Source organism: Nocardia sp. NPDC059154 (assembly GCF_042755705.1).
GTDB lineage: Bacteria > Actinomycetota > Actinomycetes > Mycobacteriales > Mycobacteriaceae > Nocardia.
In genome coordinates this window covers 1-13619 of sequence record NZ_JBHZCS010000132.1, presented here as the reverse complement: position 1 = coordinate 13619, position 13619 = coordinate 1, and the positions used below count along the sequence as shown (strand labels likewise).

The 13619-nt window shown below is 62.0% G+C and carries 9 protein-coding genes and 2 pseudogenes; 4 read left to right on the top strand and 7 right to left on the bottom strand.

The features are described 5' to 3' along the window. Positions 1 to 182: hypothetical protein (locus ACFXN1_RS49960; protein ID WP_379446706.1), on the bottom strand; the 182-nt coding region annotated here is incomplete at its 3' end. Positions 183 to 684: 502 nt separating this feature from the next. On the opposite strand from ACFXN1_RS49960, the pseudogene ACFXN1_RS49955 reads away from it, so the two are divergent. Further along, a pseudogene (locus ACFXN1_RS49955) lies at positions 685 to 1819 on the top strand (IS3 family transposase). On the opposite strand, the pseudogene ACFXN1_RS49950 reads toward ACFXN1_RS49955, so the two are convergent. From ACFXN1_RS49950 to ACFXN1_RS49930, 5 genes and pseudogenes are all read right to left on the bottom strand, one after another. Further along, positions 1805 to 1974, bottom strand: a pseudogene (locus tag ACFXN1_RS49950) (IS110 family transposase); the annotation flags it as partial. The pseudogenes ACFXN1_RS49955 and ACFXN1_RS49950 sit on opposite strands and share 15 nt — an antisense overlap. A gap of 22 nt (positions 1975 to 1996) precedes the next feature. Then, positions 1997 to 2446, bottom strand: a complete 450-nt coding sequence (locus ACFXN1_RS49945; protein ID WP_379464092.1) for an NUDIX domain-containing protein — start codon at positions 2444 to 2446, stop codon at positions 1997 to 1999. 510 nt (positions 2447 to 2956) lie between these two features. Beyond that, complete coding sequence (locus ACFXN1_RS49940; protein ID WP_379442718.1) at positions 2957 to 4378, bottom strand: aspartate ammonia-lyase; 1422 nt, start codon at positions 4376 to 4378, stop codon at positions 2957 to 2959. Between the two features lie 546 nt (positions 4379 to 4924). Then, positions 4925 to 6604, bottom strand: a complete 1680-nt coding sequence (locus tag ACFXN1_RS49935; protein ID WP_379464090.1) for a hydantoinase B/oxoprolinase family protein — start codon at positions 6602 to 6604, stop codon at positions 4925 to 4927. Next, positions 6588 to 8627: a hydantoinase/oxoprolinase family protein gene (locus tag ACFXN1_RS49930; protein ID WP_379442722.1), complete on the bottom strand. Its 2040-nt coding sequence runs from the start codon at positions 8625 to 8627 to the stop codon at positions 6588 to 6590. Before ACFXN1_RS49930 ends, ACFXN1_RS49935 begins: the two co-directional genes overlap by 17 nt. Positions 8628 to 9049: 422 nt before the next feature. On the opposite strand from ACFXN1_RS49930, the gene ACFXN1_RS49925 reads away from it, so the two are divergent. After that, the gene (locus ACFXN1_RS49925) at positions 9050 to 10195 is read left to right on the top strand and encodes an IclR family transcriptional regulator C-terminal domain-containing protein (RefSeq protein ID WP_379442724.1); all 1146 of its coding nucleotides are present in this window, start codon (positions 9050 to 9052) and stop codon (positions 10193 to 10195) included. Positions 10196 to 10502: 307 nt separating this feature from the next. Then, a complete protein-coding gene (locus ACFXN1_RS49920) occupies positions 10503 to 12920 on the top strand; it encodes an FUSC family protein (protein ID WP_379442725.1) in 2418 nt (805 codons plus the stop codon). Between the two features lie 168 nt (positions 12921 to 13088). Here the strand turns inward: ACFXN1_RS49920 and ACFXN1_RS49915 are convergent, their stop codons facing one another. Beyond that, on the bottom strand, positions 13089 to 13235 hold the full coding sequence (locus ACFXN1_RS49915; RefSeq protein WP_379442730.1) for a hypothetical protein: 147 nt from the start codon (positions 13233 to 13235) through the stop codon (positions 13089 to 13091). On the opposite strand from ACFXN1_RS49915, the gene ACFXN1_RS49910 reads away from it, so the two are divergent. Further along, positions 13196 to 13603 (top strand): hypothetical protein, encoded by a 408-nt coding sequence (locus ACFXN1_RS49910; protein ID WP_379442727.1) that lies wholly within the window; start codon positions 13196 to 13198, stop codon positions 13601 to 13603. The two genes, ACFXN1_RS49915 and ACFXN1_RS49910, sit on opposite strands and share 40 nt — an antisense overlap. Positions 13604 to 13619: the final 16 nt, after the last annotated feature.

Below are 13619 nucleotides of genomic sequence, written 5' to 3'. Positions count from 1 at the left end.
TTAAGGTGTGCAAGGCACGCCTCGGCGCTCTCCGCCATTCCTTCGCCCGTCGTCGAGATCCCGGGAACCCTCAGCAGATCCCGGACGATACCGATGTGCCTTTTTTCGTGCATGCGAATGAATTCGCGAATGTTTGCTTTGACATCTTTCACCTGTCGATGGGTGGCTGCGACGTGGTTCAATGCGAGAATCCTTTGAGGGACGTGTTTGGTCGGGTGAACGTCTTACTTCCGTTAGGTGGAGGCAGGGGCTCGGCGAGCACCGAGCAGGATGGGCTTGTCAGGTCCTTCTGCGACGAACCCGACGCCTGAACGGCTTGCGCGTATGCACGCTGGCCTCCGAAATTCGCTTAAGAGGAAGACCCCGTATGAGTTGAATCATATTCGCAGGCGGTCTCCCCGCGGGTCAACGGCGCTTTCGTAGAATGAAAGTGCGGCGCTTGACCAGGACTAAGCCCGTCTGCCCGCACGCTCAGGCGGCTGGTCGCGGGGGTGTCCCTATGGTTCCTGTCAAGCCGCTGAGGGGAGCGGTGCCTGGTAGTGTTCTTTGTTTTTCAGCATGGCGTAGAGAACGTCGCAGCGGCGTCGGGCGAGGCAGATCAGGTGACTGGAGCCCGCTGAGCAGGTCCAGCGGTTGTGGGAGTTCTGATGCACCAGAATGGGTGCAGGAGGACGAGATCACGACATGGCGCGACGACGACACACTCCGAGCAGATCATCCGCAAGCTCCGCGAGGGCGAGAAGCTGCTCGGTGAGAAATTCTCGATCGAGGAAGTGTGCAAACACCTCGAGATTTCCGAGGCCTCCTGGCATCGCTGGCAGTCCCAGTACGGCGGCATGAAATCCGACGACGCCAAACGGCTCAAAGAGCTCGAACGCGAGAACGCGCGGTTGAAGAAGATGGTCGCCGAGCAGGCCCTCGACATCGACATGCTCAAGGAACTGAACCGGGGAAACTACTGAACCCGGACCGGCGCCGCAGAGCCGTTGTGGTTCTGCAGCAACGATTCCGGGTATCACAACGGCGTGCCTGCGCGGTGGCCGGGCAGTCGCGGTCGGTGCAACGGCGACCGCCGGCGGTCACCGAGATCGAACAGGCGCTGCGGGCGCGATTGCGCGCGATCTCGCGCAAGCATCCGCGGTGGGGTTGGCGCAAGGCCCATGCGCTGTGTCGCGGTGAAGGACTGGTGACCAACCATAAACGGACGCAACGCCTCTGGCGGGAGGAGGGATTGAAAAGACCCAGCCGGGCGCGTAAGAAACGCCGTATCGGGCCGGGACGGAATCAACGCTTGAAGGCATCGTTCCCGGATCAGATGTGGGCGTTGGACTTCCAGGTCGATGTCACCGTCGACGGCCGCCAGGTGCGGTTTCTCAACATCATCGACGAGTTCACGCGAGAGGCGCTGGCCACCAGGGCATTCCGATCGTGCACCGCCGACCGGCTCGTCGCTGTTCTCGACGAGATCATCGAGGCTACCGGTCGAAGACCCAGGCAAGTCCGCATGGACAACGGCACCGAGATGACCGCGCACGCGATGGCCGACTGGTGCCGGTTCACCGGTGTCGATGCCTCGTTCATCGACCCGGGATCGCCCTGGCAGAACGGGGTCTGTGAGTCGTTCAACGGCCGTTTCCGCGACGAATTCCTGTCCTGCGAGGTGTTTCATTCCCTGACCGAGGTACAGGTCCTTGCCGAGGACTGGCGCATCGAGTACAACAGTTACCGACCACACGGATCGCTGGGTTTCCTTACCCCGCAAGCATTCCGGCAGCAATGGTCACCGACCGAGTTCGAGCAACGGCTACAACTCGCATAACCGGTGGACCCGCAACCGGGGCCCAGTCACAGGGCCGCGCCCAAGCTTCTTCTTCTCGGCACGCTTTTTGTCGTAGTAGGCGCGACTGGGGGGTCGTGGAGGGCGGAGAACGCGGACAGGAACAGCGCTCGTTTGAGTTTCTTGTTGCCGGAGCGAATGACATCTGAACGGTCAAACTTACGAGGAATCGAGGGCGTTCCCCGGCTCGGCCCACCCAGTCGACCCCATGGCGGCGCGACGATGATGGTGTCGTGAGCGAGGTAGATCTCGCACCGCGAGTTGGTGATCGGGATGCTGTCGTAGAAGGGTCCGATGTGTTCGAACCGGGAGGCTGTCGCGCGCGGCTTCTTCACGCAGCTCTTTCGCCGCGAGGTCCTGGGAGTCTCCGGTGTGATCGAACAGCCCGCCTGCTGGTAGCTCGCAACCCCACGCATCGATGGATTGCCGGTACTGCTGAAGCATCAAGGCCTTGCCGTCGCGGGTGCGGGGGACGACATAGACGGCCCCCGCGTTTTCTAGAATGGTCAGAGTGTGCTCGGCCCCGTCGCGACCGATGATTCGGTCGCGACGGACACGGCCCAGTTTGTGAAATGTTGCGGCGAGCGGGCTCACCGGCCCGCTCGCCATTCAATTCTAGTAGGCCGTCGGGGTAGGGCTATGTCGCCCGCAGTCGGCGCGGCCGCAGGGCAGCCGACCAGCCGCGGCCACCACGGGGTTGGAGATTCAGCGGCCCGAACTCGTCGATCCAGACCACCCGCCCCGTCGATGGACGGGTGAACATGGAGGTCGAGTACCCGCGCCATCTTGGTCTGAAAGTCCGGGTCGTTGCTGGCTTTCCAGGTTTTCGTGCCCTGCCACGACACCCCGCCGGCTTTCAGAATCTCCCCCGGACGGTTTCACGGCTGATGCCGCCAATGCCGTTGATCCGCAACACTTCCGCCAGCTTCGACTTGAGTGAAGGCAGCACTCAATTAGTATGACTATCCGGAATCGATGAAACCAAAAAGTATGCACGCCATTGCGCACCTAGAATTCGCGATTCACTGGGCCTCATATGATTGTGCAAAAAGCTTGACACTGGAGGTTCAGGCAAATCATTACGCAGCTATGCGAACCCCGAAGCGGCTCCTTTGTTTATCACATGGTTTCTCTCGCCGCGCTGCGCCGAGATGCGTGGGCCAATGTCACAGGGTCGAGGATGGATGCCAGTTTGTCGGGGCTGACCAGACCTTGACTTACTGCCAGTTCACTAACTGCCTGTCCGCTCGATAACGCATCAGCCGCGAGCTGCGTGGCGGCCTCGTAGCCGATGTAGGGGGTGAGGGCGGTCACCATGCCAATGGAACGCGCGACGTTGGAGCGCAGATACGCAACGTTGGCACGGATTCCCGGCACACACAGCCGCCTCAGCACGTCACAGCCAGCTGTCAGATGATTCAACGATTTGAATAGGCTATGGGCAATAATCGGCTCGAAAGCGTTCAATTGCAGCTGTCCAGCCTCGGCAGCCATTGTGATCGTGATGTCATTACCAATAACCTCAAATGCGATCTGGTTCACTACCTCGGGAATGACTGGATTGACCTTCCCGGGCATAATACTCGATCCAGCCTGCACGGTCGGCAAGATGATTTCACCCAGACCGACTCGTGGGCCGGAAGACAGAAGGCGCAGGTCATTACAGATTTTCGACAGCTTCACAGCCGTCCGTTTGAGCACACCCGACAACTGAACCAATGCGCCGACATCTTGTGTAGCCTCGACAAGATCCGTCGCCGTCGACAACTCCAATCCCGTTATCCGTCGCAGTTCTGCGCATACCCTGGCTGCATAGTCTGGATGTGCATTGAGTCCCGTCCCGATCGCAGTACCGCCGAGGTTGATTTCACGGATCAGGACCAAAGCTTCTTCCAGCCGGGCGCTGTCTTCCTCGACCATCACCGCGAAGGTGGCGAACTCTTGGCCCAGTGTCATCGGCACCGCATCTTGCAGCTGGGTCCGGCCCATCTTCAACACGTCAGCGAACTCGGTTGCTTTGGCGTGAAATTCGATTGACAGTGCGTCCATGGCGTGGCGAAGTCGGGCTACGGCGAAGTGCAGTGCCACCTTCAACGCAGAAGGGTATACGTCGTTGGTGCTCTGCGACAAATTAACGTGTTCCAGCGGATGCAGGTGTTCGTACTGGCCGCGTTGGTATCCCAGAATCTCCAATGCCCTGTTGGCGATCACTTCATTAGCATTCATGTTCGTCGACGTACCTGCACCTCCTTGGATAACGTCGACGACGAACTGATCGTGGTGGTGACCGTTCCGTATCTCCTCGCACGCCTGTGCAATGGCTGTACTGCATTGGCGGTTGAGTAGTCCCAGTTCATGGTTGGCCACTGCCGCCGCGTGTTTGACACAGGCGAGCGCCGATACCAGATCGGAATATCTACTGATTGGAATGCCGCTGATAGTGAAATTTTCCAGCGCACGCAGCGTATGTACTCCATACAGCGCATCGGCGGGCACCTTGCGATCGCCGATAAGATCGTGTTCGATACGAGTTCTGTCCATAGGAGTGCTCATCATCTATCTCTTCCATCTGTTGATCGGCCCAGGCGGCCCTGAGCTAGGCCTCGCGGGCGACCGACGACCACCGCGTCACGCAAATATTCCAGGTGTTCATTTATGATTGAGGTGCAGGAGTTTAATCAGTTGAATAGACAAAAAAGCCCAGGCATAAAGTAGGAGCTATCGAGAAAAGGCTTCTGCACTTGACAGTTCGACCTGAAATCCATCGAGCATCGGCGGTCTCTGTTCTAGATGTACCGACGCGATCTGGAATTCAATCCGCCTAGGTCAGTCTCGTCGGGGGCGGCCCGCCTGCATACTGTGGCACAATTCGACGAAGTCTTTCACCGCCGTCGAACCACTCAATAACACGGCCGATTGCGCTTGCGCTGATCACACGGCGAAGATCTCGTGGCGACAGAGGCGTCTCAGGAAACCATGCACTATCGGTAACCGTCAATATCGTTGTGGTCGCGATGCGATTTCCCTTGCTGCCGGCCATTGCGCTCAAGGCTCATTACCTCATCTGTGATGGACCCGGCGTCCGGGCTACATAAGGCCGTACTCTGTCCACGCCCGCGCGGCCGTGATGTATCCACGTTCGATGTCACGTCCGACGGCAGCGCGGTCCCGATCCTGGGCTGGGCCCCAACCACCACCGCCCGGCGTACGCAGATGAAGGATGTCTCCCCTGCGTAGCGGCACGTTCTCGGCCTTGGCGCCCATCGGTGGACGCCATTCGACCCCCCCGAGTACCAGGGAGTGGTCGGCAGGTGCGCCGGACCCGCCTCCCTTCGCACCGGGCGCGCCGAATTTCGCTCGGTCTCCCATCACGGAGACCTTCCCACGGTCAGCCAGGAACTCGATTGAGATTTCTGTGCCGGGTCCACCGCGGTGCACGCCCGGGCCCTCCGAGTTCTCCCGGATCGCGTATCGCCGGTAGCGGAGCGGGAAACGCTGCTCTTGCAACTCCAACCCCGGGGTCAGGGCGACGGAGATGGTGGTCGCGCCATTGATGAGACCGTCATGCCGGACCGAGCCGCCGTACCCGCCGCCTGTGGAGGCGAAGAAGGTGAAGGTGTATCCCTCGGCGTCTCGGCCCGTGATCGCGTGCAGCGAGCCGGTAGAGAAGCAGGGTGCCGGTACCGGGTTCGGAACGACGTCCGCGAGCGCGGTGAAGATGTTGTCGATAATCCGCTGGGGCGCTTCGGTGGTGCAGGCGGCGACCGGTTTGGGGAACGTCGGGTTCAGGAAAGATCCCTCAGGCACCCGGAACTCGAGCGGCCGCAGACACCCACCGTTGACCGGGATGTCCGGAAAGATGTGCTTTAGACCGATCAGACAGGCGGTCATTGTCGACGAAATCGGACAATTCATCGGCCCGTCGACCTCTTCTCGACATCTGGAGAAGTCGAACGTCATCGTCCCGTCTGAAACGACGATGTCCAGGTCCACGGCGAAGGGTTCATCGGTAATGCCATCGTTGTCCATGTAGTCGATCGCGGAGTACGTGCCGTCCGGGATCGCCCGAATTCGCTCACGCATGAGCGCCTCGGCCCGCTGATTCATCTCACCGACGGCAGCGCGCAGTAGGTCGACCCCGAATCGGTTGACCAGCTCGTCGAGTCGGGCGGCTCCGAGGCGCAGCGCGGCGAGCTGAGCGGCGAGATCGCCGCGCCGGTCCGACGGCTTGCCGCGAATGTTGGCCAGCAGGAGCTCGATCAACTCTTCGTTAACCACTCCCCCCCGGCAGAGCAGCATCGGGGGGACCCGCACGCCCTCCTGATACGTCTCCGTCGCAGTCGAGGTGATCCCGCCAGGACTCATCCCTCCAATGTCTGGCCAGTGCCCGGTGTTGGCCAGGTAGAACAACACTTCTCCGTCGGGGCCGTGGTAGGGTGCCACGAGCTTGACGTCCATCAGGTGGGTTCCGCCGGTGAACGGGTCATTGACGATACAGACGTCGCCGGGCTCAAGGTCCAGGACGGAGGTGACCGCCTGAACGGTGAATTGCATGACGCCGATGAAGATCGGCAGGCCGGTCGAGCCTTGGGCGATGACCTCTCCCGACGCCCCGTCGTAGATTCCGCTCGCGCGGTCGAGAGCATCCGAGATGATCGGCGAGAAGGCCGCAGTTGCATAAGCGGAGTCCATCTCGTCGGTGATCTGCTCAAGGCTGCCCTTGAGCACGGCAAGGGTGGTTGGATCGAGATCAGTTCGCGGTGACAATGAGGCTCCCGAGATGGTCGACGCGGGCCTGCTGGCCCTCGTCCAGGAATAGGGTGGAGTCGCTTTGCTCGACAATTGCCGGCCCGGTGACGGTGCTGCCGAGCGGGATAGCGAAGCGTGAGTAGACCGGCACGCTGCAGGGGCCTTCACGCAGGTAGAGTTCGCGATGATGTGCGGGCTGGGGCTTGCCCTCGGTCGGCAGCATCGCTGTGGCGATGGCTGCCAGATCGAGTGCCGGCCGTGCCGCGATCACCGTGGTGGTGAGGTTCATGATCCGCACCGGGTTGTCCAGTGTGTACCCGAAACGGTTTAGGTAGGCTGCGTCGAATGCCTTGCGAAAATCCTCGGCGGCCGGCCGATCGCCCGGCAACGCGATCCGGATATCGTAGGTCTGTCCGTCGTAGAGCAGGGTGGCACCGTGCTGCGCGGTGACGGTCGCCTGAGCGCCCACCTCATCCGCGACCAGAGCGAGCCCGACACGCCGCTGGCGATCGAGCACCTCGGCGACAGCCGTCTCGTCCAGCTCGCCGAGCGGAAGATTCACTGTTTCGGTGAAGTCGTGCCGGAAGTCCGACATGATGCAACCGAATGCTGAGGTGATTCCTGGAAACAACGGTACAACGGCCGCCCGCATCCCGAGTTCGTCTACCAACGCGGCTGCATGTAGCGGGCCCGCTCCGCCGAAGGGGACGAGAGCAAACTCGCGAGGATCGAGCCCCCGCTCGATCGACTGCAGCCGGATTGCCCCGGCCATATTGAGATTAGCGACCTCGATGATTGCCCGTGCAGCCTCAGGAATGGATAGCCCAAGTGGCTCTGCGATCTGCCGTCCCACTGCCTCGGTCGCAAGGTCGAGGTGGAGCCTGACGGACTCCTCTGATCCGAGGGGGCTGCCCTCTCCCAACCTGCCAAGGATCAGGTTCGCGTCGGTAATGGTAGGGGCGGTTCCGCCGTGCCCGTAGCAGGCGGGACCCGGCCGGGCACCTGCGCTCTCTGGGCCGACGGCAAGAATGCCGTCGTCGCCAACTCGGGCGATGCTGCCGCCGCCGGCACCGATAGTCCCGATATCCAGCATGGGAAGAGCCAACGGCATGCCGAAGTCCAGCGTCGTCTGTTCCTTAAGACGCAGCTCCCCTCCAACGGTCACGGAGATGTCCAGGCTTGTGCCGCCCATATCCGCCGTGATCACGTTGGTGAAGCCGGCCGCGTGGCCGATCTGCTGGGCTGCTACCACGCCCGCCGCTGGGCCGGACAGCACTGTGTTCGCCGCCATGCGGGCGGCCACCGCAGCGCCAGCGACTCCGCCGTTCGACTGCACGACGAGTAGCTCCCGCTGGTGGCCGCTCTCGGCGAGCGCCACTCCCAACCGGTCAAGATAGCGTGCGACCAGAGGCTGGACGTAGGCGGAGATCGATGTGGTGCTCGTGCGCTCGAACTCTCCGTAGACCGGCACAACCTCGGATGACCGCACGATGGTGAGGGCGGGCCAACGTTCAGCCAATGCCGTAGCCGCAGTCTGCTCGTGTTCTGGGTTGAGATAGGAATGCAGAAACACGACGGCGATCGCGTCCACGCCCGCGTCGGCTAAACGCGCTCCGGCTTCGAGGACGGCGGCCAGATCGAGCGGCTCGACGATCGAACCGTCCGCCGCCACCCGTTCCGGCACCTCTAGCCGCAGGTCCCGCGGAACCAACGGCTCAAAGGTCCCCGTCAGACCGTAGATGGAGTGCCGGTCGCGCCTACGCAACTCCAAGATGTCCCGGAAACCGGCGGTGGTAATCAGGCCGACCCGCGCGCCCTTCCTCTCGATCACGGCGTTGGTGGCCACGGTGGTGCCGTGCACAATGGCTTGCACCTCAGCCGGCTCCACGCCAGCCGCTGTGAGCCCAGCGAGGAATCCATTTGACTGGTCAGCGACGTCCGTCGGTACCTTCGATGTACGGATCACGCCGTCGGAGAAGACGACAACGTCGGTGAAGGTACCGCCGACGTCAACCCCGACAAGGGTCCCCGGCCCGGTCACAGTCGCACCCCGCCAATTGCGGCCGGCTCCACCGGCAACACGAAAACACGTGGGCGATCGTGGTGGGCGGGCAGGCTATATGCGGCACCCGATCCTGTGTCGCGACCGCCGCTCACTCTTAGAACTGTACTCATCCGCACCCTTGACTCTCGTAAATGGATTGGTACGCGGGTCTCGCGGACTGCTCCCGCGATGGCCACTGCTAGATTCTGGGATCAATGCGCTGCGGGTCAATGGTGATTTCGAAATATGAAAGCTCTGCGTCTGGAGTCCCCCGGCGGCGGATCCATCCGAGGCGAAGGAGCAGGGCAAACCGATATGGAGGCGGAGTGTCTGACCTAACGATGTGTTTTCACTGAGCGGTAGGATGGGCACGAGACTGGAGGCGCGAGTCAAGCGTCCCCTAGAGCAAGGAGCGGGAGATGGGAAAGGGATCCGTCCTTCACCGTGCCGTTGAGATTTTGAAGCTTTTCGATCCTGTGCGAAGCCGAATGTCACTCACAGAGATCGCATCGGCCGCAGGTCTCCCGCTACCGACTACATACCGCATCACCCGTGAACTGATCGATCTCGGCATTCTGGAGCGGGATCAGGACAAGAGGTACCTAATCGGTACAGAGCTCTGGGAAATCGGCATCCGCTCGTCGCCGGTGCTCCAGCTACGAGAGATCGCGATGCCATACATGGAGGACCTTCAGATGGCCGTCAAGCAACACACGGCGCTGTCGGTGCGTGTCGCACACGAGGTGCTCGTGCTCGAGCGGCTGGCGTCACACAACGAGGTATCGAACCTCACACAGGTAGGCGGCAGGCTGCCGCTGCACGCCAGCTCGCCCGGCCACATCTTGCTGGCCTATGCGGACCCCGCCCTACAGGAGAGGATTCTTGCAGGGCCTCTCGAAAGGTACACAGAGCAGACAATCACCTCGAGTTCCGCCCTACGAACTGCACTCGCTGCGGTACGCATGCGCGGATACGCAGTCGTCAACGGTGCCACCAACCCTTACGGAGGGGGCATCGCCGTCGGAATCCACGATAACGCCGGCGAGGTCGTCGCAGCCTTGTCGACCACTTACAGCCTCGACAACCACAATATCGTCGTCCCCGCGGTGGTGTCCGCGCTGCTAACAGCTGCGCGAAGCATCTCAAGGGGTCTGCTGACACAACCGAGGCTGTCACGACAGTCGAAAGGCCATCTGAAAGATCTGGGTCTGGACAGACGCCAGGGCGCTGCCATCGACGAAAGCCACGTAATTTCTAACGATTCTTGGGCGTGGATGGAGCCGCTGTTGCCCGATTCTGGCTCGCGCCGGGCTACGCGCTGGCGGGACCAGCGGCAACTGATGGAAGCGATCGCCTGGAAGTACCGTATCGGCGGCGCGTGGCGGGAAATTCCAGAGGAACGGTTCGGGCCCTGGCAGACGGCGTACGAAAGACTTAATAAGTGGCGCGCCGATGGGACGTGGGCCCGGCTGATCGCAGTCGCCCGGTCCGATGGCGACTTTGGCCGGGAACTGGACTGGCTGGTAGCTGCAGACTCCTCGCGTGAAAGGACGCGCGAGGAATAGGCTGTCCTGCGGATCGTCCGCGATGTCCGACTGGCCGCTGGGTGACGGATCCAGAGTGATTTCGAACGGCCGTTCGAGGAGCATGCCCTCCGATGGAGCGCGTCGACCGCCCGCCACCCGTCCTGGGCAGCCCGATCACTTTGGTAGGCCATCGCCATCACCGCCATCCGTTACCCAACTGAGGCCATTCGAAACGCAACCTCATCACGTTCCGCAATATGTGTTATCGGTCTGATTTGCTTTTGTGATTGCTACCTCCGGTCAAGAATAGATGCGGTCGACTGCCAACCAGAGGAGGCGTTTCGCGGTGACAGGGGCCGCCAACACGACCGAGCAATCCGAGATCAAGAAACAGACTACGGAAATTGGACGAATCCGGGTGCCGGGCGGCTCTCGTGCGCGATCCAGGGCTGATTGCTGTCGCAGCACGACGGTAGTGGTCCAGACCGCTGGTTGGGTTCCGCACCTGCGGTGGATGGGGGCCGAGATGTGGGATCGTTTCAGTGCTTTCGATCCTGGTCTGGTTCGTCTTTGTGGCGCCGTAACGACTGTCGGCGGTGTGGTGTTCACCTTGATCGTGCTCGCGCTCGTCGGTGCGCCTGTTTCATTGTTAGTGATCGGGGCGTGGAGTTGCATGGTCGCGGGCTACACCGTCACGGATCAGCGTTCCCGCAATCAAGCCGTCACTCTCGCCCTCGCACTACCGGTCAGTGTAGGAGCCTTGACAGTAGGAGCTGCGCTGACACCGTATCGCATCGCAGCAGTGCTCGTTTTAGTGGTCCTTATCTTCGCGGCGATGTATGTGCGCCGATTCGGGCCGCGCGGCAGCGGCCTGGGTGATTTTGCATTTCAACATTTTTTCATGGCTCAGTTCGTCCACGCCAACCTCGCACAGATTCCAGGGGTTTGTATTGTGGTCGTCGTGGCAGTAGGTTCCTCCGGCCTCTTCCGTTTCGGCTTCGTGCGCGCCACACCTGAACGCACCCTGCGACGACTGCGGCATGCGTTCCGTGCGCAATTACTGGCGGTCATTGATGCGATGGCCGATCTGGCCCACGCACGTCCCGCCACGAATCGGTCAGTGCACGTGCTCCAGCGACGCTGCGCGCGGCTGCACCAAGCCGCTCTGTTGGTCCAGGCCCGGCTGGATGTCGCTATCGCCGACCCAGCCACCGCACGGACGGTGCAACAGCGAATCGCGGAGGCCGAGATCGCCGCCGAGCATGCCGCTATTACGCTCCTTCAGACACTGCGTCCCCACCACGACAGCTCCAGCACACTAACACTGCATCTGCCAGGCACTCAGAACGCAGTCCCAGCACACAGCGAAGCCCCCCGCGACGGCGAGCACACCGACCCCGCCATCGCTCTTCTGATGCGCGAGTTGAGTGATCTTCGGCGACTACTCGCTCGCCCAGCGGCCGCCGGGACGGATAAGTCGACAGCGATGCTCCGCGACCGCCTGCTCGGCTACAGCACCGAAACGCACTTGCCGAACACGGTCACCGACACCACGCGGGAGTTCTATCGTGCGATCGGCGAACTCGCCCGCGCCGCATTGGGACTGCAACTAACGCTGGGAACGAAGAACTACCAGCACGACATACCGGATCCAGAACAGACGGCGCGCTGCCGCGCCGAACTGGAAGCAGAATACGATGCGCAAATCGAGGCCGATCGCAGCCAGGAACCAACAGGCTTGCGGCGGACGACGACCCGGGCGGCATTGCAGGTCGCTGTCGGGACCGCGATTGCCATCATCGGGGGCGAGCTGGTCTCCGCCGAGCATTGGTACTGGGCGATGATCACCTGTTGGGTGGTACTCCTCAACACCACCTCCCTCGGCGAAGTCCTTGTCAAAGGCTACCGGCGCCTGGCCGGCACAATAGCTGGTGTGGCCGCTGGCGCCGGACTTGTCACGCTGGTCGCCGGTCACACCGGCACGGCGTTCGTGGTGATGATTGCCTGCATGTTCGGCGCTTTCTTCCTCGCGTCGGTGTCGTATCTTCTGATGTCGCTGCTGATCACCTCTATGCTCGGGTTGCTCTACACCCTGCTGGGAACATACACCGACACTGTGCTGATAGTGCGAGTCGAGGAAACTGCCGTAGGAGCAGCCGCTGGCCTCACCGCTGCACTGCTTGTCCTGCCAGCTCACACCCACCAACGCGCGAACGAACAACTCGCAGATGTGCTCGAACGCGCGGGGGTCGTCGTCGCCCAGGCCGTCGCTCACCTCACCGGCGCCCGCCATACCAATCCCCTCGACATCGCGCGTGAGCTGGACACTGCCCTCGATGCGTACCGCACGGTCGCGCAACCGCTGCTACATCCCGCCAGCCCGCTGCGCACCCGCCGCGCCCGCACACGCCACACCCTGGCCGTGCTGGAAACCATCGCTTACCACGCCCGCGGCCTCGCCACCACCCAACGACTGTCCGTAAGCCAGCACAACCTCGAACCCGGCGCGTTAACGCAAACAGCAACACAGCTGAACGACCACCTGACTGCCCTTGCCGACGTCGTGCAGCGCCCAAGCAATGGACACGCCGAGTTGTCGAGAAGTACCCGAGCCCTCCCTGCCACAGTCACCTCGCCCAGCCGCTCCCCGATAGAAGCCGCGACCAGCAGCGCAGTACTGCGGCACCTACAGCGAATCGACACCAACATCGATGCGTTGGCCCGCTCGCTCACTCGGACTTCGCGTACCGAGTATGACCACTGACTAGGCCTAACACGACACTGGTATTTCGTTGCCCTGCAAGGTAGTTGGTTGGGAGTGTCGGATTAACGGCTCTGTCCCTCTTGCGGTGGTGACTGCGCGTCGGTGACGGCACGAGTTCCCGTGCGTGGGGTGAATGTGCCTGCATCCGTGGTCTTTTCAGGCATATGGCTACTGGTGGTCGAGGATGCTGTCGATGAGGGCGAGCGGATCCTGGGCGGGCGAGGACTCCGGGCGGTCCAGCCGCTTGCCCTGGCTGCGGAACGGACTCAGCCCGGTTGCATGCCTACCACCGCCGGACCGTGGCCGACGTTCCACTCGACAGCCGGGCGGTGGTGCTGCAGGTCCGTGTCCACCGCCTGGTGTGCCCGGCATCGAACTGCTGCACGACATTTCGAGAACAGGTCCCCGGCGTCCTGGATCGCTATCAGCGCCGCACCACACGGATGACCCACCAGGTGCGGTCGGCGGTCCGTGAGCTGGCCGGACGGGCCAGCGTCCGGCTCCTGTCGCAGATGGCGTGCCGATTATCGCGCCACACCGCGATCCGGGCACTGCTGCGCATTCCGCTACTAGACCGGCCGGTGCCGAAAGTGCTGGGCGTGGACTTATCCCGACTCGGTGATTATCCCGATGTCGTGGGTCAATTTGGTGGGATTGCTTGTGTGGCAGTGGTTCTCCGGTAGCTGTTGTCGTGGATGT